This window comes from Reticulibacter mediterranei (assembly GCF_016587455.1).
The window spans coordinates 2,383,603-2,404,686 of sequence record NZ_BNJK01000002.1 but is presented as its reverse complement, the minus strand read 5'-3'; the positions used below and the strand labels follow the sequence as shown (position 1 = coordinate 2,404,686).

At 54.9% G+C, this 21,084-nt stretch carries 20 protein-coding genes and 2 pseudogenes; 6 read left to right on the top strand and 16 right to left on the bottom strand.

The genetic code is table 11. From position 1 onward, the window contains the following. The first annotated feature begins 57 nt into the window (after positions 1–57). Entirely contained in the window at positions 58–432 is a 375-nt protein-coding gene (locus K3T83_RS49315; RefSeq protein ID WP_220210494.1) for a winged helix-turn-helix transcriptional regulator, read from the top strand. A gap of 124 nt (positions 433–556) precedes the next feature. On the opposite strand, the gene K3T83_RS49310 is transcribed toward K3T83_RS49315, so the two are convergent. The 14 genes from K3T83_RS49310 to K3T83_RS49245 all read right to left on the bottom strand — a co-directional run bounded on the left by K3T83_RS49310 (position 557) and on the right by K3T83_RS49245 (position 13,804). Continuing rightward, positions 557–1,108: an NAD(P)-dependent oxidoreductase gene (locus tag K3T83_RS49310; protein ID WP_220210493.1), complete on the bottom strand. Its 552-nt coding sequence runs from the start codon at positions 1,106–1,108 to the stop codon at positions 557–559. Further along, positions 1,089–1,388, bottom strand: coding sequence for an NAD(P)-binding domain-containing protein (locus K3T83_RS49305; RefSeq protein ID WP_220210492.1), 300 nt, complete (start codon positions 1,386–1,388; stop codon positions 1,089–1,091). The genes K3T83_RS49310 and K3T83_RS49305 overlap by 20 nt, the downstream gene beginning before the upstream one ends. 15 nt (positions 1,389–1,403) lie before the next feature. Beyond that, the gene (locus K3T83_RS49300) at positions 1,404–1,949 is read right to left on the bottom strand and encodes a hypothetical protein (protein WP_220210491.1); all 546 of its coding nucleotides are present in this window, start codon (positions 1,947–1,949) and stop codon (positions 1,404–1,406) included. Between the two features lie 172 nt (positions 1,950–2,121). Further along, the gene (locus tag K3T83_RS49295; RefSeq protein WP_220210490.1) at positions 2,122–3,081 is read right to left on the bottom strand and encodes an NAD-dependent epimerase/dehydratase family protein; all 960 of its coding nucleotides are present in this window, start codon (positions 3,079–3,081) and stop codon (positions 2,122–2,124) included. Continuing rightward, positions 3,078–3,533, bottom strand: a complete 456-nt coding sequence (locus K3T83_RS49290) for a nitroreductase/quinone reductase family protein (RefSeq protein ID WP_220210489.1) — start codon at positions 3,531–3,533, stop codon at positions 3,078–3,080. The genes K3T83_RS49295 and K3T83_RS49290 overlap by 4 nt, the downstream gene beginning before the upstream one ends. A gap of 78 nt (positions 3,534–3,611) precedes the next feature. Continuing rightward, complete coding sequence (locus K3T83_RS49285; protein ID WP_220210488.1) at positions 3,612–4,349, bottom strand: SDR family oxidoreductase; 738 nt, start codon at positions 4,347–4,349, stop codon at positions 3,612–3,614. A 52-nt stretch (positions 4,350–4,401) separates the two neighbouring features. Next, the gene (locus K3T83_RS49280) at positions 4,402–5,250 is read right to left on the bottom strand and encodes an oxidoreductase (RefSeq protein ID WP_236065249.1); all 849 of its coding nucleotides are present in this window, start codon (positions 5,248–5,250) and stop codon (positions 4,402–4,404) included. Positions 5,251–5,460: 210 nt separating this feature from the next. After that, the gene (locus K3T83_RS49275) at positions 5,461–8,160 is read right to left on the bottom strand and encodes a winged helix-turn-helix domain-containing protein (protein WP_220210486.1); all 2,700 of its coding nucleotides are present in this window, start codon (positions 8,158–8,160) and stop codon (positions 5,461–5,463) included. Positions 8,161–8,213: 53 nt separating this feature from the next. Continuing rightward, complete coding sequence (locus tag K3T83_RS49270; protein ID WP_220210485.1) at positions 8,214–9,167, bottom strand: tyrosine-type recombinase/integrase; 954 nt, start codon at positions 9,165–9,167, stop codon at positions 8,214–8,216. Between the two features lie 291 nt (positions 9,168–9,458). Beyond that, positions 9,459–10,691 carry a hypothetical protein gene (locus K3T83_RS56785; protein ID WP_236065248.1) on the bottom strand — a complete coding sequence of 411 codons (1,233 nt, stop codon included), beginning with the start codon at positions 10,689–10,691 and terminating at the stop codon, positions 9,459–9,461. A gap of 9 nt (positions 10,692–10,700) precedes the next feature. After that, positions 10,701–11,363 carry a hypothetical protein gene (locus tag K3T83_RS49260; protein ID WP_220210484.1) on the bottom strand — a complete coding sequence of 221 codons (663 nt, stop codon included), beginning with the start codon at positions 11,361–11,363 and terminating at the stop codon, positions 10,701–10,703. A 224-nt stretch (positions 11,364–11,587) separates the two neighbouring features. Beyond that, the gene (locus K3T83_RS49255) at positions 11,588–11,809 is read right to left on the bottom strand and encodes a hypothetical protein (RefSeq protein ID WP_220210483.1); all 222 of its coding nucleotides are present in this window, start codon (positions 11,807–11,809) and stop codon (positions 11,588–11,590) included. Positions 11,810–11,829: 20 nt separating this feature from the next. Further along, positions 11,830–12,675 (bottom strand): Vgb family protein, encoded by an 846-nt coding sequence (locus K3T83_RS49250; protein ID WP_220210482.1) that lies wholly within the window; start codon positions 12,673–12,675, stop codon positions 11,830–11,832. 736 nt (positions 12,676–13,411) lie between these two features. Next, positions 13,412–13,804 carry a hypothetical protein gene (locus tag K3T83_RS49245; protein ID WP_220210481.1) on the bottom strand — a complete coding sequence of 131 codons (393 nt, stop codon included), beginning with the start codon at positions 13,802–13,804 and terminating at the stop codon, positions 13,412–13,414. 844 nt (positions 13,805–14,648) lie between these two features. On the opposite strand from K3T83_RS49245, the gene K3T83_RS49240 reads away from it, so the two are divergent. From K3T83_RS49240 to K3T83_RS49230, 3 genes are all read left to right on the top strand, one after another. After that, the gene (locus K3T83_RS49240; RefSeq protein ID WP_220210480.1) at positions 14,649–15,950 is read left to right on the top strand and encodes an RNA polymerase sigma factor; all 1,302 of its coding nucleotides are present in this window, start codon (positions 14,649–14,651) and stop codon (positions 15,948–15,950) included. A 122-nt stretch (positions 15,951–16,072) separates the two neighbouring features. Further along, a complete protein-coding gene (locus K3T83_RS49235; RefSeq protein ID WP_220210479.1) occupies positions 16,073–17,062 on the top strand; it encodes an alpha/beta fold hydrolase in 990 nt (329 codons plus the stop codon). A 201-nt stretch (positions 17,063–17,263) separates the two neighbouring features. Beyond that, positions 17,264–17,629: a hypothetical protein gene (locus tag K3T83_RS49230; protein ID WP_220210478.1), complete on the top strand. Its 366-nt coding sequence runs from the start codon at positions 17,264–17,266 to the stop codon at positions 17,627–17,629. A 6-nt stretch (positions 17,630–17,635) separates the two neighbouring features. Here the strand turns inward: K3T83_RS49230 and K3T83_RS58695 are convergent. Then, positions 17,636–18,732, bottom strand: a pseudogene (locus K3T83_RS58695) (ISL3 family transposase); the annotation flags it as partial. A gap of 42 nt (positions 18,733–18,774) precedes the next feature. Between K3T83_RS58695 and K3T83_RS49210 the strand changes: the two are divergent. Together K3T83_RS49210 and K3T83_RS49205 are read left to right on the top strand one after the other, a co-directional pair. After that, on the top strand, positions 18,775–19,761 hold the full coding sequence (locus tag K3T83_RS49210) for an IS630 family transposase (RefSeq protein ID WP_236065247.1): 987 nt from the start codon (positions 18,775–18,777) through the stop codon (positions 19,759–19,761). Continuing rightward, positions 19,758–20,564 (top strand): retropepsin-like aspartic protease, encoded by an 807-nt coding sequence (locus tag K3T83_RS49205; protein WP_220210474.1) that lies wholly within the window; start codon positions 19,758–19,760, stop codon positions 20,562–20,564. Before K3T83_RS49210 ends, K3T83_RS49205 begins: the two co-directional genes overlap by 4 nt. A 77-nt stretch (positions 20,565–20,641) precedes the next feature. Here the strand turns inward: K3T83_RS49205 and K3T83_RS49200 are convergent. Beyond that, positions 20,642–21,082: pseudogene (locus K3T83_RS49200) on the bottom strand (transposase family protein); the annotation flags it as partial. Positions 21,083–21,084: the final 2 nt, after the last annotated feature.

The following is a 21,084-nucleotide window of genomic DNA, read 5'->3' as shown; positions in this document are numbered from 1 at the left end:
TTTTGCAAGAAGGCACTTAAAAGTGGGGTACTTACCAAAAAGTGAGATAGTTACCAGATGGAAATAGTTACTCTTTCCCGAGGTGTGTATGAGGCAAACTGTCCTACACGGCATGTCCTCGATGTGATTGCTGATAAATGGACGACCCTGATTATTGGTTTGCTCGCGGATGGGCCACGGCGCTTTGCTGAGCTTCATCGGCAAATTGGGGGAATTTCGCAAAAAATGCTTACCCAAACACTGCGCAGTCTGGAACGAGATGGATTGGTGCAGCGTACTGTCTATGCACAGGTTCCTCCGCGTGTTGAGTATGCCTTAACCCCTATGGGGCAAACCATCTGCGAACCGCTGACTGCTCTTATCAGTTGGGCGGAAGAAAATATCAAAGCAATCACGGACGCTCAGCAGCGCTACGCTGAAGCCTCTTCTTGACTTGCTTGCAATAAGTCAAAAGGAGGCTTCTCATATGAAATCCGCTTAAGTCGTGTCCAGATACCATAGCAGGTTTGGTGGAATGAGTTTGAGTAAACCCATTCCACCAAACCTGCTATGGTATCTACCCTCTTCCTTCAGCGCCGCTCAAAAGATCGAGCAAAAGACCGGCGATGGGCGTGGGCGACTCCACCTGTTGCGCTGTCTTCTGGAAGAGGTCCGCATCCTTCAGCGAGACCGAGTTCCCGTGAGAGGACACAAATCGCTCGGCGAACCTCTTGCCATAGTTCCGATAGATGGGAGAAGGCAATAACGGGGATGATGGGTCTGCCAGCATATCCATCACCGCTTTTGGATCGACTCCATTTTTCTCAGCCATCACAAGCGCTTCGCCCATCGTGTGTCGAGCCGATATGATCATGAAATTTCCAACGAGCTTGACAATATTTGCCGCACCAACCTCTTCGCCAAAATCGAAGATGCCCATTCCCCCCATCGCCTCAAGCAGCGGTCGGACGCGTTCTTTGGCTTGTTGCGGACCGGCAATGGGAATCCAGAGTTGGCGAGCGTCAGCCGCCTCTGATCCACCAAAGATAGGCGCCGCGACATAGCTAGAGCCACGTTGTGCGTGCAGTGCCGCCAGCTTCCTCGCCGTCTCAGGCAGCACCGTGCTCATCGAAAGATGTATCCCACCTGGTCCCAGTTGCTCTAAAAAAACCGTCGCTCATGACGATGCTTTCCAATGCCGCGTCATCCCACACAATGGTCGCGACCATCCCCCCTCTCGTCACTGCGTCAACGGGTCGCGCCGCCAGGTGCGCGCCCTTCTCAACCAGCGGCCCGGCTTTGCTCTTAGTGCGGTTGTACACCCAGAGCCCATACCCGGCATTGAGCAGATTGCTAGCCATTGGGAAACCTAGGTTGCCAAGTCCGATAAATCCAATTGCTTCACTCATTTTTCTCTCTCCTTCTCAATATGATGCGTTCGAGGGCCGCTGGCTCAGCGCCAGTCCCACTCCTGCACCCACAAGCACCATGATCGCACCAATGACCAGCGAGGGCTTGAGGGTCATATCAAAGACAAGGCCGACCGCGAGCCCCAGACGCGTCAAGACGAGCACCCACATCCACGGCACACGCACCTGGCTCGCAAAGGGGGCGGCAGCGTCAGCCTCCTCCGTGTTGACCAGCGCAACCATTTGCCGCAGGGTCCGCCCGGTGAAGGCCCCCCCACCGAGCAAGACCAGCGCGAGCCAGGATGCCAGCGCCACAATGATCCAGCCCTGCCAGGACCAGGCGTCGAACGCCAGGAAGAGCCCGAAGCCCAGGACTGCGATCCGTGCCCAGGGGCCAAAGGCCGCAGAGACCTGCAGCGCCCAGACCCAGGGCCGCACGTCCTGGAGGCGCTCGGCGCGGCGCAGACCGGCGGTAGCAAGCCAGTCCAGGGCGAGGCTGGCAAAGACAGCAATCGCCGAGAGAATGTGCAGAACAAGTGCTGTCGTGTGAAGCATTGTCATAGCCTCCTATTGTAGGATAAAAACATGCAATTCTGTGTCGATATTCAAATTCCAGTAGTCCCTACAAGTGGACGTGCACATGTATGAAGCAGAGTCATCATATATCCGATCCTCTTAAAGGATGGTTGCCGTGTATGCAAGTAGCAGATCCCGTATGTAAGGGATTACCGGGTTATGAACGATTTCGCTCTTGATACCAGCGAATAGTGTTCCGAAGCGCTTCCTCCCATGGTGTGGCCTGCAAACCGAAGGCTTGCTCAATGGTGCTGCTATCTACGATCTGGGGTTCTGTATATTGATAGAACAGTTCTTCGTACTCGCCGGCAAAGGTCTCATCAAAGACGTTGGCTGCCCTGGCCTGTTCTATTGTTGAAACAGTGAAGACCTGGGGAAGTTGTCCAAGCCCAAGCTCCTTGCCAATGTGTTGAAGGACCTCGCGTGTTGTGATGATTGGTGGTACGGGTAGGTGCCACTCTCGTCCCAGTGCTTCCTCTCGTTCTCCGAGCACAGCCAGGCCTTTCGCGATATCAGGCATATAGCTGTAACTATGAGGAAGATCAATGTTGCCAAGCGTCAAGGCTGGCCGACCAGAGAGTGCTGCCGGAAAGACATACTGGCCCAGCGACGAATTGAGGACACGCGGCCCGAAGAAATCAGCCGCCCGCCCGATGGTCACGCGGACCTTGCCTGTGCGATGCGCTTGCAGGTAGCCCCAGGCGAGCTCGGCACGGAGACGGCCTTTGCGTGAGGTGGCCGCATAAGGTGTGGCTTCTGTCATCGGCTGTCCATGAGTTTCTCCATACAGGTAGAGCGTATCGATCATGACCAGCTTCGCTCCAGCAGCAGCAGCGCTCTCAATCATATTTTCCTGTAAGCGGGGAAGAATCTCCGGCCATTGCTCGTAAGGGGCATGGGTGGCATTGTAGATGACAGCAACTCCTCGGCTGAGTTCCTGCGCAATGTCGAGTCTGGAGGCATCTCCAGCAACCAGCTCTGCCCCAGTGGGGATCTCTCCCTTTCCGCTTCGATTGACGAGACGGGCCCGTTTGCCTCGGGTAAGCAGTTCTTCAGCGAGCGAGATCCCGACCGGACCAGTTCCGAAAATGACGTGCAGTTCGTGTGATTGGTTCATAGTAGCTCTCCTGTTTGACGAATCAACTCGACCACTGGGATCAAGCGCGGATACGCTTTCTGTTGGTAATCAAGGAAAACAGGGAAGAGGGCGGACATTCTCTGAAAAAAGGTCTCTCGTTCCTCGCCCTCAAGAACCTTTGCCCGTACCGCAAAGGTCTCTGTTCCCAGTTCAACGCTCACTTCCTCGGGATGCACCAGCACATTGCGAAACCAGGCAGGATGCTTTGGTCCTCCAGCATCAGAGGCAATGATGAGCAAACGGTTTTCGTCGGCAAGGTAGGCCACGGGGTTCACCCGTTCCAATCCACTGTGTGCGCCCCTGGTATGAAGCAGCAAAAGCTGCACGCCCTTAAAGGGTTCACTCAATGGGGATGTGCCTCTGATGTGCCCATTGTTCTCACGAAAATCTCTGATAATGTCCTGGTTCAAAGGTTGATCTGTCTGTGGCATAGGTTCCTTCTTTCCTTCCCTTTCCCTTGACTGAGTGAAACTATGACTCTCACGAGGTGTGATTCCCTGAAGAGCCAGTTACCCCTGCGCAGTGGGACGGATAACAATCTCGTTCACATCAATATCGGCTGGCTGCTCAATCGCAAACACAATAGCGCGGGCAATCGCGTCCGGTGGTATCGCGAACTTGTCGCGCGAGGCGACGATCTGGGCTTTCATCTCCGCACTTGTTATAGATTCCGCGAAGTCCGTCTGAACGAAGCCGGGCGAAATGATCGTCACACGCAGTTTGTCGCCAGCTTCCTGGCGCAAACCCTCGGAGATGGCACGCACGGCGAACTTCGTGCCGGAATAGACTGCCATGTTTGGTACAGTCGTGTGGCCCGCTGTAGAAGCGGTGTTGACGAAATGCCCGAATCCCTGCTGGCTGAAGACAGGTAGCGCTGCCGCGATGCCATACAGAACGCCTTTGATGTTGACATCGATCATCTCCTCCCAATCCTCTACGCGCAGGTCGTCGAGGGGGGAAATCGGCCCAATGCCAGCATTGTTGATGAGAACATCAAGCTTCCCAAAGTGCTCACATGCTAACCCAACAAGATTGGTAAGATCTTCGCGCCGTTTCACGTCTGTGCGCGCATAGGCGACTTCACCTCCTGCATCTACGATGCGGGTCGCCAGAGCCTCAAGGAGATCCGACCGACGCGCCCCAAGGACGACTTTCGCACCGTGCGAAGCTAGCAACAACGCCGTTGCCTCGCCAATGCCACTGCTTGCACCCGTAATACCGACAACTTTTCCAGCAATGTTTGACATATCCTCTCTCCTGTTCCTCCTGTTGATTTTTTTGCATCAGTGCTGAACCCTCTCAGTGGCGAGGAAAATCGGTAGAACACGATAAGGACTCCCAGCGGTCAAGATCGTTCAGTTGTTGCTGCAGATGCTGCCGGATGATCGTGACGGCGTCGGTCCCCAGAGGAAGCCGCAAGGGAGGATGCTCTGACTCGACCACCGCGATGAGAGCCTGGGCTGCACGAGCAGGATCGCCAGGCTGTCTCCCATTCGCAAGCTCCATGCCAGCACGTCGTTCTGTCATCACGACGTCATATGCTGCTAGCGGTGCCGCCTTGATCATAGAACGACCAGCCCACTCGGTACGAAAACCACCAGGCTCAACAATTGTCACTTTGATGCCAAATGGCGCAAGTTCCCTGGAAAGTACCTCCGACCACCCTTCCAGAGCGAACTTGCTCGCACTATAGGCAGAGTTTCCAGCGAAGCCAGCCAGCCCTCCCAGTGAACTGATTTGCACCAGATGTCCCCAGCCCTGAGCGCGCATAGACGGCAGGACTGCCCGCGTCACGTTCATGGCTCCCAACAAATTCACCTCCAGTTGCTGGCGAATTTGTGCCTCCGAGAGTTCCTCAAAAGCCCCAAAGAGTCCATAGCCAGCATTGTTCACAAGCACATCAATATGCCCAAAAGTGTCCAGTGCGGCTTTCACGGTCTCCTGGGCCTGTCGCGCGTTCGTGACATCGAGTTCGAGTGCTCGCACTTGATCTGGCTGCGCACCTGCCAGAGCCTCGATCTGCTCGACATGACGGGCGGTAGCGATCAGGTGATCTCCGTGTGCAATCACCGCCTGGGCAAAAGCCTGTCCAAATCCGCTTGAACACCCTGTAATCAACCAGACACGATTCGATGATGAGGAAGTCATTGATTTCTCCTTGTCCATATGCATTATTGTCTCTGTATTTCCATTCGCTTGAGCCGAGGAAACATCGCTCCTCGTCGGCGACAATGGACAGTATACTGTGGGTTCCACAAAAAAGCGTGATCATTTGGAGTCATTTTTGTTCAGGGAGGAGTATGACCCTTTGGGACTATTCGTGCCGGACTCTTCCACGATGAAGTCGGCATCGGTGCTTCAGTCGGCTTTTTGGGGAAGGAGATCAAGCTGCTGAGCGCGTGCGACGGCCTGCGTGCGGTTGCGTACACCCAACTTTGCTAAGATGGCCTGTACGTGCCGCTTGACGGTGTTTGGGGCAATCACCAGGGCTTGCGCGATCTCCTGATTGGAGGCTCCTTGCGAAAGCCACTCCAGCACCTCTTGCTCACGAGAAGTGAGCGGATCAATGAGCGCTTGCTGGTGAGCGGAAGAGGGAGGGCCGCTCTTCTCATGCCTGCTCTTCTCTTCTTGCAGAAACGCTTCGACCAAGCGATCCACATAGGGCCTCCGATGCTGCTCCAGGCTGCGTTTCAGCAGAGGCACCAGGTGGGGACCTTCATCGAGAAAGTGACGCAGATAACCTTCCGGTTCCCCGATCAAGAGGGCCTCTTCGAGCGCCTGCAACGCTTGCTGTTCTTGCCGCATCTGCTGACAAGCCAGCGCTTCCAGCAGGCACATTTCTAACACCTGCTCACGACGCTCTGTCAAACGCGCCCGGGGCAGCCAGGTAGCAAGCAGATGGCGTGCCTCTTCACTTCGCCGTTCGGCCAGCAGGACCCGCACACCTGCTACTGCCTCTCGCTCCTGCGCAAAAACTGAAGGGAGGGGCACGTGTTGTTGAGAGCGCATCCTCCACTGCACGGCGACGTCCTGTTTGCCCATGGACAGCCAGAGCCGAACCTGCAGACCGGAGAGGCACCAGGTCTGTGCATAGCGATTGTCACGGTAGGTAGGAAGGGTGAGCAAGCGCTGCAGGATCTCTGAAGCATCATCGAACTGCTGGCGCGCCAGGAAGATCTGCATCAGGACCACATAGGCTCGATCCACAAGCAGCATGGAACCAGCTTGCTCCAGCAGGTGTACTGCTTGTTGTGCCTGGTCAAACGCTTGTTCCAGCTGATTCTGTTCGTACAACAGCGCCGCCTGAGAGGCAGCCAGCAATCCCCGTGCGAGCGGTTGCTCCCAGGGTTCCAAGGCAAGGAGGGCGAGCTCCTGCTCAGCTTGCTTCAACTGTCCCAGCATGAGCAGATAGGACGAAGCTATACAGGACAAACAGGATGCGATGACCATCACCCCCGCTTGCTCATAGGCAGCCATGGCCTCCTGGAGGGCTTGCCATAACGCGCTGGCCTCGCCACGAGCCAGAAATGCGAGCGCCTGGGCATTGTGCAGAAGAGCACGAACATAGCTATTGTCATCGTCAAGCAATTGCTTTGCCTGTTCGGACAGCGCGATGATCTCCTGCACATTCCCATAGAATCCTTTGATCACGGCTCGGAAGGCGAGGGTTTCTGCGAAGAGCTGCCCACGTGTGTTCCCCTCTGGCATCTGAGCGAGCGCGCTTTCTGTCCGGTCCAACCATCCCTCAGCGGTCCGAAAATCCCCCCAACTGTACCACAACCAGGCAGCAAACAGTCCGAGGCGAGGGTCCTGAGAAAACAGGTCAGCGGGTAATTGCTCGATCCACTGCTCCATCATGTGGATCGAGCCTGGTCGCCCTTGCAGGTCGCGGATAAAGCGCCCAAGCAGTGCGATGACGTGGTGCCAATCACGACTGCGCACCGCATAGTGCATGGCCTCATGCGGCAACCCTTGCTCAGCATACCAGGCGCTGGCCTTCCCATACAGGGCCTCGATCTGCTCCTGCGAAGTGGACTGATGGAGGCGACGGCGTAAGGCTTCTGCAAATAAGTGATGATATCTGTACCAGGTTCCTTGCGCGTCCAATGCCACCACAAACAGGTGCAGACGTTCCAGGTGCTCCAGCATCTGTTGGCTTTGGCCCTCTTCCCACAGTGCATCACAGAGAGGAACACAGAACTGGTCCAGCAGGCTGCTGATCAGCAAAAACGTCTGGAGCCGTTCTGGTTGTTGCCTGAGCACTTCTTCGGTGAAATAGTCCAGAATGGAGCGCTGAGTACCAGAGGCACGTGTTAACACATCAGAGAGGCGGGCCTGACCCTGTAACGAGAGTGCGATCAGTTGCACTCCGACCAACCAGCCCTCGGTCCGCTGCGTGATCGCTTCGACCTCTTCGTTGGTCAGCGCAAGTCCCATCACCTCCTGGAGAAAGGCGCTGGCTTCAGAAGGCGTGCATTGCAGGTGGTGCACCCGCACTTCCAGGAGCTGCCCACGAGCCCGCAGCCGATGCAGAGGCAATGGGGGATCTATACGGGTCGAAAGATACAGGCAGAGCTGTGGGGGAAGCCGCTCGATCAGAGAGGTCAGACTTTGATGGATGGCAGGTGCAGTCATCAGGTGATAGTCATCAATGACCAGCACATAGCGAGCCTCCGGTTCTTCCAGCAGCCGATTGATCAGCAGGGAGAGCAGATCCTGCACAGGAGGCATGCGTTGCGTCTGCAGCAGGGAGAGGAGAGGCGTCATCAGATCAGGAGCACAGCGTTGGAGTGCCAGGAACACGCACAGCCAGAACCGATTGACCTCATCATCAGAGGCATCCAGCGAGACCCAGGCGCAGGACCTGTGCGCCCGAGTGGTCAAGAACCACTCAGACAAGAGACTGGTTTTTCCATAGCCAGCAGGAGCCGAGGCCAGCGTCAAAGGATACTGAAGCCCCGTAGTGAGCACCTCATGTAACCGCTGCCGATGAACGAGGGCATGCAAAGACGTTGGCGCGGCAAATTTGGTACCCGCGATGACAAAATCGAGAGACATAACGGTAGTGATGATTTCCTTCTCTTCAGTCGTTTCTTCTCTATGAGAATGTGCTATCCCTTCAACAGTTTCAGTTTTTCTTTCACGTGTGCCCGGCTGACTTGGGTGTAGCGGATGGTTGTCTGAATGGCAGGCATCCCCTTCACGGTCACATGGCCCAGGTAGTAGGCCAGCTCTTCTAGCGACCATCCCGCCTCACGGGCTCTATGGGCAAAGTCGTGGCGCAGATCATGAAACGTCACATCCGCAATCAATTCCCATTGCTCTTTGGTGGCGTTTCGCTTGAGGGCACGAAACCAATGGTGAATACCTGCCTCGGTCAATTGGGGAGAGCGTTGGGAGGTGAAGACGTAAGGACTCTCCCGATCTCTCCCTCCATGCAAGAGATAGGCGTTCAGTGGCCTGCGTACCTCGTTGAGAAGATCGATCTCGCGAAACTTCTCCCCTTTGTGTCCCACTCGCAGCCACCCGATCTTGGGTCCAACATGCGTATGCTCCATCAACAGGTGAGCTACATCGCTCACCCGGCATCCAGCCCAGTAGCCAAGCGCAAAGATGGCTTTTCCTCGCAGGTCTTCATCCTGGTCTACCAGAGTGCGCAGGACAAACCTCTGATCAGGTTCGAGAATCCGGGGAGCCAGAATCTGCTGAGTTGGCATCTTGATACCACGAGTGGGATTGCGGCGGATGGCCTCTTTCTCCTCCATGAGCCACTGGCAGAAGCCACTCAAGACCGATTTCACGCGACTGCGATGACTCACACTGTAGCCCTGATCGCGGAGAGTGGAAAGATAGAGTTCAATAGATGTTGGTGTAAGCTGTGTCGGGAGAAAGCGCTTTTCATGGCCTGGCAACTCAACCACCCAGGTGGTAAAGTGGCGCAAAATCCGTTGATAGGCTTCCACTGTGGACTCGTCATGTTTGGAAAGCACTTCTTTCACATAACTCTCGACCCATTCAGCAGCCCCTGTTTGTGGAAAGGAAATGATCTTCGACGATGCGGTCATTTTTCCTTATTTTCTCTCTCAACTCTTTCTGGTACGAGTTTTCGCGGCTCATTTGAGCCATGCACTGGCAGTCCAAAAGCGTGTATGAGCTCGAAGGAAGGTCGCAAGCGATGAAAGAATGCCACTCACTCGTAAGAGAAGAAATGTTCTGCTCCGACTTTTCTCCTACGAGTCAGTCTAGCATGTATCATCTGCAAAAGCAAGAGGGAGGCGGGATACAGCAGGGCTTTCCAATTCTCAAAGAGGAGGTGAAAAAGAAGAGTTTTTCTTGTAGAATACAAAAACAGGGTTTCACGCCACTTCTTTTTCTGGCGCATCTAGATGTAGAATCCTTGCCCCTTGCAGGCGAAAGATGAGACGACGTCCATCCGGTAAACGTGGCTGTTCTTGGGCAGCCTTAGCACACAGCTCCCCCAAATCGCGATTGAGAGCACGGTCGTTGAATGGCTTGAGTTCGACCTCGACTCGATCTTGTCCCCAGAAGATCCGTCCCGGCAACTGAAAGAAAGGCTGCAAGCGGTGCCAAGTGGCATGAGCGTACGAAGCCGGGAAATAGTGATCGCGCACCCACATGCCCAGATTCGCCAGAGCTACCTTGAAGATCGTCATAATCTGATCCTTGCGATTGTTCAATTCATACATCTTGCGTTCTTGTTGGTCCAAATCTTCAAGAGCTCTGAGCAGTTCACGCTGTTCACGACAGTACTTCTCACATTTGTTGAACTCTTTGTTGCTGGTGTGATAGGCTCTCCACTGTCGTTGCTGGTATTCCTCAATTTCAGCATCTGCGACAGCTTTCTCCTCCTTGATTGTCTTCTTCAGAAGCCAGTACTCAACCCCTTGCCGCTCCATCTCCATTTGATGATGGTTGAGATCGCGATAGAGCGCATCTGCCCGTTCTTTGGTCTGCTCACAGCGTTTCCGGTACAACTTGCTCACATTGTGCATGCGTTTGCGGGCTCCTTCTGTCCAGCGCCGCACATTGTCGAGCCGCTTCTGGAGCGCATCCCGCTTTTTCGTCACTTCAGAGTTGGCGACGACGGTTTTGGCATAACCATGATTAATATCGATGCCAAGCGGGATGAGCCAATCACGGATGGCATTTTCTTGTGCAGGCCAACGTCTGGTGTACGTTTGCACCAGTTCCACTGCATCTGCCTCTGTTGCTGTTGTCACAATAGGGATCAGCTTCGGCTCCATCGGTGGTGCAGGCAAAGGGGTTGCCTGCCAACTCTCGTCTAACCAGTATTCATGGGTCTCATTGGGTTTCTCATCCCACCGTAAGGGACGGTCTTCCGCCTCTGATGATGATTCTTTGGGAACCAAGCGACGCCAGTCGCGAATCAGCGCAACCCGCACCTCCAGTTCTTGCCCTGGGTGTTCAGATAATGGCAGACCAAAGCGAGCTAGCGCGACCTCCCGGATGACCTTGCCTTGTCGATCAGCTTGCAACGGGAGAAACTCCCCGACCTCTCGGAACGACTCTAACCCTGCATATTGATCGGTTCGCAGCACCGTTACCATCGTCCGCCCTTAGCCTGCCAACTCTGCCAGGAATTCTGCTGCCATGCCCTCGCGGTCCACCACGATACGCTTGAGATTCTCCAGGCCAGCCGCCTGCTCGTAGTGTGTGAGGATGGCTGGGAGGCCAAGTGTCAGATGCTGGTCCCCGCGATGAGTCGTCACAAGCAAAGGATGACCTTGCTGATCATGCAAGACCACCAGAGCGCGACAACCCAAGACTTTTCCCGTGCGCCCGATCAGCCCACGTGGGATCAGTGCATCAGCATGAACGGGCTTGCGGTGTCCATCAACATAGAAAACGGCAACTGGGTTCTCTCTCTGCTTTCGCCCTGGTTCCCACAGCGAAGCGGTCCAGCGTGCAAGCGCTTCAGTCAAGAACGCATCAGCTCCAATGCAAGCCAGCTCAGCCAGAAATCGCTCAGTGTGACGGTAGCCATAGGCCCGATCCCGGTCTGTCAGCAGCGCTAGAGTCTGGCCGCTGTAACCACGCAAATCCCAGGTTCGTCGCAGTCCAACAGCTTGCAAGAACAGGAGCGTCAACAAGAGACAATACAGGGTTGCAGGTCGGCTTCCGACGACCCGCAGCGATGAAGCAGCCGTGGAAAGGTTCGGGGTGAGAGCCGTCTGCAGACAGGAAAGCAGTTCCGTTTCCTGAACAGACGCCAACAACAACAGGCTGCCTACTCCTTCTTGCCACTCTGCCTGTGACGAAGAAGCCCCTGATTCTCCCGTTTTTTTCTCGCGAGGATCGCTTGGAAGGATTGCTCAGACCAAGGGCGGCCCGGACACGGTTAATCTGGCTCACACTCATCTGGAGGTTGAAGCGATCTCGCAAGGCCGCTTGAAGAGCCGATGAAGGCGTACAGGGAGTCTCTCGGCAGTAGGCTTCGAGAAAATCACGTGCTTCCCCACGGAGTTTGATGGGATGACCATGTCGCCCATCCTGCAACACAGCGTTTCCCCGTTCGCGCACTGCTTGCAGTAAACGGTAGGCCATAGCTCGCTTCAACGGTGCACCTGGTCGTCTTTCTCACAACTTGCCAGGATTGACCTGCTAGCAAGGCTGCAATCATCTGCTCCCTTGCTGCTTGGCGTTCGTGCCTCTGAGGTTTACTCACTCCCCTCTCCTTTGCACGCCTCAGCGAGGCGGAGTAATACGCATCACGTGGCCGAGCACCGTGAACCAGAGAGCCCGATCCGGCCCGACCACAATCCTGGTTCCGAACATGGGAGCATCAGGCGATGGAATAGCAAATTCGCTGATCTTCCCCTCTGTGCTGATGCGCCCGATTTTGGGGTTGCCATCTCTGGCAAAAATTTCACTAAACCAGAGGGTCCCATCTGGCCCTGCCGCAATCGCGAAAGGGCGACTTTCAGGCGTCGGCAAGGTGAATTCGCTGATTTTTCCCTGCGTCGTGATGCGTCCGATACTGTTCGCGAAGTCTTCAGTAAACCAGAGAGCGCCATCTGGCCCTGCCGCAATTCCTTCAATGGCGTCACTGGTGGTCGGCACGGCAAACGTGGTGATCTTCCCCTGCATCGTGATGCGTCCGATTTCCATGGGGGTCGGATCTTGCTCAGATCGCTTCGTATCTATGGGAAACCAGAGGGCACCATCTGGCCCAGTGACAAGATCCTCAAGACGGAGACAGGGTCGCACCTTAAAGAAGGTGACCTTTCCCTGCGTCGTGATGCGTCCGATCTTACAGCCAGGCCCGCTGGTATCTCTTCCTGTAAACCAGAGAGCACCATCTGGCCCGGCGGTAATCTTTTCAAGATTCAGAAAGGAAGCTTGCGAACTGCCAAAGGGAAACTCAGTGATCTGTCCTTGCGTGGTGATACGCCCAATCTTGTTCTCAAGGTCTTCAATAAACCAGAGGGCACCATCTGGCCCGGATGTCATTCCCCCCATGCCCTTCATCTTCATTGGTATAGGAAAGCGAGCGATGATCTTCCCCTGCATCGTGATGCGCCCGATCTCCATGGGGACCGAATCCTGCGGGGGGCTGAATCAGAAGCAAACCAGAAAGTGCCATCTGGCCCGCTCACAATCCCACCAGGCAAGCTATGAGTATCCGGCCAAGTCAATTCGGTCAAGAGGCTCTTTGGGATAGGTGAAGGGGAGCTACTCTTTAAGGGGGGTGAGGAATTCCCCTGGCAACCAATCAACAACAAGAGGCAGAAGACCAGCCCCGAAAATGCTCTAAAACGCATACGCAAGCTCCTTCCAAAAACAGATAATAGCCTTCCCTATCCCTGCATCTTTACAAAAGCAGTATAGCGAATAGAAGACAATGTATCTGTGAACAAACTCACATTCGCGCAGTGCCACCACAATCTCCGAAACAGCAGACTGGCCTCGGATCTGATAGATAACCGACACTGATCGTTTTCGAGGTTTTTCTAGGCCGGAGTAGTGAGGCTCCGCCCCGAGACGTTTGATTTTCTAAATAGCTCTTTTTTCAGAAGTCTCCTCTCAGATGAGGTCTATATCTAGATGCGTTCACCATTTTAGGCGTGAAACCCTGATGGCCTCCCTTATCATCAGGGAGTCACGGTATTTGGCATCTTCTGCGCGAGCCGCGAACGCAACAGGTCGAACGTATAGTGAACAAGAGCCAGCGTCTCTCAGGGAGGCGAGGCGAGGCCCAGGGAAGATTCGAAAAAGCTGTGGTGTCCTACCCGACCTTCATTTGCTCAAGCTCCAGCGAGGTTTGCTCTCACTCCTCGCAACATGCGATGAATCTCGTAGTGGGGGGAGCCTGCTCGGCCTCGCGCTGGCAACGAGGCAGCAGCGCCTTCGCATCTTCGAACTGGTCGAGGGCCAGATGAATCTGGAGCAGCCACTCACAGGCCAGAAGCCGATCTTCTAACTGGCTCTCCTCCAGATCGAGCACGGCCAGCAGGAGTGGAAGCATCGGCTTCGCGACCGACTCGTTGATCCACACCCGATCCCGCAGAGCAGTGGCACGACCTGTCTCATATGCCTGCTTGAGCAACTGCCTAGCGGGAGAGAGGATGAGCGGTGGGCGAGGCACAAATGGAGAAAGGGCTTGCTCTGTCTCCCGCTCGCTGAGCTGCAGTCCATCACCGAGGTACTGCCCCGCTTCCAACTCGTCATTAGTTCATGTATAACTTTTTATACAAAGAACGATAGATAAAAAGGAGAAACAATGTCTCGTTCATCTTCCCATCGCTTTGCGAGCCTGCTTACAGTTCTTAGCTGTGCGCTCCTGGTAATTGGCTCCTTCTTCCCATTTTCCACTTCGACATTTCAGGGTCGAGATCCTTCTGTGCTTTCGTGGGCGGCAATAATCTCGAAATATATAAATAATCCCTTCATAAACAATACGGCGATCATCCCAACTCCAGATCAACGGCCTGATCTTCGCCGGGCTTGGCTTGCTCCCCTTCGGTATATTGTCGCTCGGTATCCTTAGTGGCCTTTGCCCACCAAACTCAACCGATCCTGCGGATTGTATAACAAATACTCCTGGTCCCGGCTTCTGGCTCGTAGGAGGTGGATTGACACTCACCTTCACCTGTTTTATCGTTCTCATCGTGTTTTTCAGCAAGAAACAAACAAGGGACGAGCGCTTGAAACAAAATGTTGAGCCTCAAGAAGAAATTTTGAAATAACACTACAGGCATAGACTGCCCCTTTCAGAAACTGCATACATGAGGAGAGCCAATCCGCGAGAGGGAGTTGTTCCCACGGGATGCGCAACGAGATATTGGCAGAAGAGGAAAGGGAAAACCCTGGCGAAAAGCTGAAGAAGTGTGACTCTTTGTAAGAAAGTGTTCTGTATCGTCATTTTCACGCAAGGAAGACGACGATAGCGAAGACGAACGGAAGGCGCTCTGGGGATACGTGGGCAAAAATGAAGACGGCTCTTGAAAATGTGCGTAAGGTCAGTATCCAAAAACGCGATAGGTGAGCAGAAAGGAGACCATGGAATGCAGCAAAGTGAAACATCCAAGCACGTGTGCCAGCATGGCACGCGGCTTCAAAGCTGCTCAATCTGTCAACCATCACTGCCCCATCCCGATCTCGCATTCGCTCTCGATCAGCGTTCGCGAGCAGAGGCGGCTCGACCGCGTTTGCTCCGGTTGGCGCGGATGAACGGGATCGGACCAGATGAAGCTGAAGATGTGGTACAGGAGACGTACCTTGAGGCGTGGCGGCATCGGGAGAAGCTGCGCGAGCCGGAACACTTTGCAGCCTGGCTCGATGGCATCTGCCGCAACATTTGCAAGCGCTCCATCCGCGCACGGGCCGCCAGGCCCCAGATGAGCGAGGTGGACGTGCTTGAGGGTGAGGCATCGGCGCAACCTGTCGATCTCCCCGACCCGTTTGCCGTCGATCCGGCCTCGGAGCTAGAGCGCCAGGATGTGCAGATCCTGCTCGACCGTGCTTTAGGGCATCTGGAGGCTCGTACACGCGAGATGGTCGAACTTTGTTATCTGGCTGAACTGCCCCAGCGCGAGGTGGCTGAACGGCTCTCTATGAGCCTGGGGGCACTGGAATTGAAGCTGCACCGAGCACGTCAAAAGCTTCAGCAGGTCTTGCATGGAGAACTGCGCGAAGAGGCCCAGTGCCTGGGCCTCTTGCGAGACAGTGACGAGTCGATGGGCTGGCAGGAGACACAGCAATGGTGCTGGGGATGCGGCAAACGGCGTCTCCGAGCCACGTTTGAACGTGGGCCTGAAGGTCTCATCACGTTCCGTTTGCGTTGTCCTGATTGCTCTCCCCTGTATGGTGACGACGTGGCGAATACAGATGAATTGCGTCGTGTTGGCGTGCTGCACTCGTTTCCTCGTCTTGGCGCGCTCCGCTCGTTTCGTCCCACCTTCAAACACTTCTTGCTGGCTGGTTGCGCCTTCTCTCGCACGGTTTTTGATCAACGACGTTGTACCATCTGTCACTCGAATGTTCAGATAGACATCCTTGATCGCAACACGCTTGAGAGCATGTATGTCGGCTCTCATGCATGGCCGCAAAGCATCTACGTGCGAGTCACCTGCCCTAACTGCGAACCCTACGTGTGTGAATTTTTCTCTGTTTTGTTGATGAATCAGGACGTACGTACCTTCCTCTTGGCACGCTCGCATGTGCATGTCACTCCACCCACGATGGACACCTCTGCTGGGCAAGATGCTTTCCGTTCGCGCTTGCTCGATCTCAGGAGTGGCGAACGGCTCACGATCATGACGCATCCACACACATTGCAGACCATAACGGCCGTTTTGGAAGCATAGGACATTCACACCCCCTGCCAAAAATGGCGTAAGGTTCTCCTCAAAAATCGCGACAAGGCAACAGTAAACCGCCCTTTTTCTGTGAGGGGGGTTTGCTGATCATGATACGTTCAGGAGGAAATATGAAAGAGTTCAATGGGAGAAAGGGGCAAGAGAGAAGATCACTCCGTCGTGCATGCAAATCAGGATCGGTCGGAGATCACACACCACCAGTCGGGCGTCTCTACACGGTCGAGGGGCGCAATCTGGCTCTTCACCGTGAGGGCAGCGGAAACCCACCGGTGGTCTTTCTGCCTGGAGCTGGTCTGGTCGGCCTTGACTTCCTCAACATCCACGAGCAGGTCTCGCAATTTACGACGTCGGTGCTCTACGACCGCGCGGGAACTGGCTGGAGTGATCAGGTCACGTTACCTAGAACCGCCACCGAGGTCACTGATGAGCTGCGCAGCCTGCTGCGCGAGGCCGCCATACCAGCACCGTATCTGCTGGTTGGTCACTCACTGGGTGGAGCCTACGCACGTTGCTATGCACAGCGCTTTCCCGCTGAGGTGGCTGGTCTCTTGCTGCTGGAGCCTTTTCATGAGGACTACGATGCTTCTATGCCCAAGCAAACACCGTTCGAGCTGTTTCGGGTGATGCTGGCTCTCCTTCGATGGTCGCTTCATTCCAAGGCGTTTTATCGCAGCATGTATGGAAAGATACTCGCCACCTGGCCGGACGAGGTGCGAGAGCTGCTCATCGACTGGCATTTGAGATCCTCGATGAAGCACTTGCAGGAATTGCCAGCCTCACAAAGAACAGGGAAGGGCTTCCTCTCAACCGAACTGCGTAACGGTGGGAAGATACCAGACGTACCCCTGATCGTGCTGTCTGCATTGGGAGTCGATCCGCCTACGGCGGCGATCATGCCACCTTCCTACCTACCCAAGATGAATGACGGGAAACGGGCACTCTTCACAGCACTGGCTTCCTCCGTTGCGCATGGAGAGTACCGTGAGGTCGAACATGCCGGACACGCCACTATGCACACCGACCGTCCAGATGCTGTCGTGCAAGCGATCCGTGATCTGGTCGAGAGCATTCAACAGGAACCCCCCGCTGCTAGTGGTTGAGGGTCAGAGGTGCTCACACGTCGGGTCATGTCCCAAATCTTTTCCGACGTTGAGCACTCATCTCACGTATGGGGCACGTGAAAAAAGCATCGCCAATTTATCTGGCACAGCCCGGCTCTTGACCGCTTTCGGGGCTTATGGCTCGCTTGCTAAACAGTCTGATGGTAAGATAGGAGAAAGACCGTCCAAGAAGGAAGAATTATGGAAGAGATCGAGCTGTTGCCGCAGGCTCTCCGCGAACAATCCTTGTCTGAGCAAGAGGTGGTTTTGCCTTATCATGAAGCTTTGGACGCTCTTGAACTGCTGGTGAGAGCCAGGTGGGCTCTGCTGGGGTGGGAAGGATGGGTGAAGTACCCCGACGGGCGTCATGGTCATCCTCCCGGAGGGGTCATGGGCACGGAGTCTATCGAGCGAGAGACAGCAGAAACATGGGAGAGCTATGTCCAGCGCTCAGCTCGGTTCTGTGTTGAGACGATCAACCAGGAGCAGCAGGCATGGGATGTCAACCCCGGCAATGCTCATCTCATCCTGTATTTTTGCCTAACAGCCGCTCCTCCAGAGGAATAGGTTTCTCTACATGGCGTGAAGGACTCGCTTGTGCAACAGTGGAAATCCGGCCCGACCATAGCCTTGCCTTTTGATGAGTTTGAGCTTGTTGACACGCCCTTCTACCATGCCGTTATTGATCGACCAAGTGAGGCCCGCCCTCACAGCTTCTTTGTCTTTCTCTATGCAAGCGGCAAAGGACTGCAGTTCTGCGATGCCACTTTCCGCCATTTGAGCTAACCACCTCTCTCATCGCGCTCCTTCCCGTCGATGGACCATCAGGAGAAAATATTGGATCAGATCATAGGCACATGAAAGCGTCGGGCTGACTTGGCGAAAGGCTGCCAGAGCCTCTTGCTCGATCTCATCCAACTTGCAGGGATCTTGCACAAACAGCCAGACAGCCGTGCTCGAGGTAAATTTCTGGAGACGATGCAGACTGGCAATGTTCACTTCTATCTGCTTGAGCACTTCCAAATAACGGTACAACGTACGCTCAGAGAACGGCGCGCCCTGTGCCAATAGTTCACGCCAGAGCACGATCCCATTGCGCTCTCCCTGCCTCCAGCGCTTGAACACGTAGGACGCAAATTGGTCAAAGCCACTGCGTTTCCTGCGGCGCTTTTTGGCCTCTGGGAAGGTTCCAGCAGCCATCTCTGAATGGTTCGACCCGAAAGATCGAGTTGGCAGGCAATCTCCTTCGCTGTCATTCCTTGCTCATGGCACTCAATCACTTGCTGATAGCAGGAGTGACGCTCAGCTCGTCGAGCCAGCCGTACTTTCTCTACCTGGGCGAGTTCCTTGGGGCGCCATGTTTCCAGAGAGATAACCTGCAAGGCGTGCTCTCCTTGATCAGAGACTTCTATTTGGTATGCTGCTATGATGTCTGCGAGACACCGTGTCAGCAGGAGTTGTGCGGCTTCCATCAAATTTTTGACCACATGAAATCGATCCGCGCACTGCATCGCCTGGGGAGCCCCATCAGAGGCAGCTTTGGCGTAGTTGCTGCCACGATCTCGGCTGACGACAGTAAGATCTGGGGGGTGTTTCATCCAGGCTGCCCAAGTGTCTGCCTCTCGATCAGGGAAGAGATCGGCGACGGTATGACTCTCCAGATTCACTACAGCGGCCTTCACAAAGGTTGGGCCTTGTGACAAAATAAACCCATGCGAGCATATTCTTACGATTTACGACAGCGTCTCTTACGTGCGGTAGATCAGGGGATGCCACGAGCAGAAATAAGCCAGACCTTTGCGGTATCCTACTCCACGATTAAGCGCTATCTCAAGTTGAGGCGCGAGACTGACGATGTGAAGCCCAAGGCCATTCCAGGCCGTCCCTCAAAGAAAGGGGCGGCCCTACACGCTGGACTGCTCCCTCAATTGGAGGCCCATCCTAATGCAACCCTTGACGAGCATTGCCAATTCTGGGAAGCCACGCATGGCATCCCGGTCAGTTCCGCAACCATGAGTCGTGCGATCACGCGTCTGAACTGGACGCGGAAGAAAAAGACGATACAGGCGAGTGAACAGAATGAAGCTGACCGCGCCGCTTGGCGGGAGCAAGCCAAAACACTCGATGCCAGTAAACTAGTGTTCATTGATGAATGTGGCTCCAACATCGCCCTCACCCGCGTATATGCTCGATCGCTCAAGGGAAAACGCGTCTATGGTTCTGTTCCGCGCAACAGGAGGGCGAATACTACGCTGCTTGCGTCGCTGTCACTGCAGGGGATGAGTGAAGCGTTCCTTCTGGAAGGCTCAGCGGATTCAGCAGTGTTTGAGCTGTATATTGAGCAGATCCTGGCCCCAAGTTTACCAGCCGGACACATTGTCATCCTGGACAATTTGAATACCCACACGGGAGAAAAGGGACGGCAGGCTATCGAAGCACGGAGATGCCAGCTCCTCTTTCTCCCTCGTACTCTCCCGACTTGTCACCGATCGAAGAGGCGTTTTTGCGCCGGGTGGGAGCGCGCACTCCAGAGAGGTTGCAAGAAGCTATTGGGGAGGCACTCCTCACGATTACTGCCCAGGATGCCTTTGGGTGGTTTATCCATTGTGGCTATCGCTCGCCTTCCTCATCCGCTTCGAATGAGGAAGGCGAGCGATAGCCACGACAACAGATGTTTGCTTGAAAAGGAGACCAGATGAACGGATTCGATGTGATAATCAAGCCAGATGAGGACGATCCCGATGCTGCTGAAATGCTCGTGGACGGAACCGTTGGCGGCTTCCCGTACCGATTTCTGCTGGATACGGGCGCGGCGACCAGCAGCATTACGTTCGACGAGTATACTGCTACCTTTGCATGCGTCGAGAGAAGGGGCACTTCGGGAGTGTTTGCGGCAAGTGAGTTGGAGCTGATTCAAGTTCCCCTGTTTGAACTGGGTCCAATCAGCAGGCACCATATGCTGCTCAGTCGTGCCCAAGCCAATCCCGAAGTTCGAACCAACCTGATTGGCATGGATCTGCTCAAAGACTTCTGCTGCCACTTTCTCTTCGATGAGCAGCGGGTGATCCTCCAAGAGGAACCCCCATGCGGCTTGCCTGTGCACGAATTACTTTTGGGCAAGAAGTTTCATCCGCACGTGAGGCTGCAGTTCGGAACGATCCAGGCGACTGCGGTCTGGGATACAGGTGCTGGCATCACTCTGGCGGATCTGAACTTTATCAACACCTATCCAGCGTTGTTTCAGGAAGTCGGACACTCTCAAGGAACCGATGCAACCGGTATCAGCATGCAAACGCCTCTGTTCCTCATGACGTCCCCCCTCATCGGAAATGCGGTGTTTTTGCCTCATAAAGTCGTTGGCGTTGATTTGTCGCGCATGAATGCCCGAACGGACATCCCAACGGATTTGATCCTGGGCTATACCACGCTGCGCCAGGCAAACTGGTGGTTTGATTTCCCTGGCAAGCGATGGGCGATTTCAAAGCGCGTCAATGGTCACTAATACTTGCGCCTCGTTGTTTATGGACAACTTCGGGCTGATGATGAGCTAACATGGTCCCATCTTTGTGAAGAGTGCTGTAGGATCGTTCCAAATCGGTAGCCACGCCGAAACGCAAAATCGTCTATCCCAAGAAAGAGGATTGATCCAGTTGAGACATCAGGCAGATCCATAATCCGGCGCAGGATCGTCTGGCGCGAGGTCTGCACCCCTAAATGGGCAGCGAGCCTGGCTCCCCCATTACCGCAGGTGAACAGGCCAATGGAGGTGATTTGTTTACAGAAGCGGATGGTGGTTCTCGCCCACGGCTCCACAAAGGCTGGCAGCCGTTCTGCAAAGACTTTCCGTTCACAGTAGGAGTTGCGACAGGTGAACTTACGAACAGTGAGAAGAAGCTGGACGAGACGACCAACACAAGGTGCGTCTCGCAGGGTGCGGCGATAATGACAATGAATGGATGATGACAGCTCACCGCACAATGGGCACTTCGATGCGGGAGCCGTGGCGACGACTGAGATGAGCG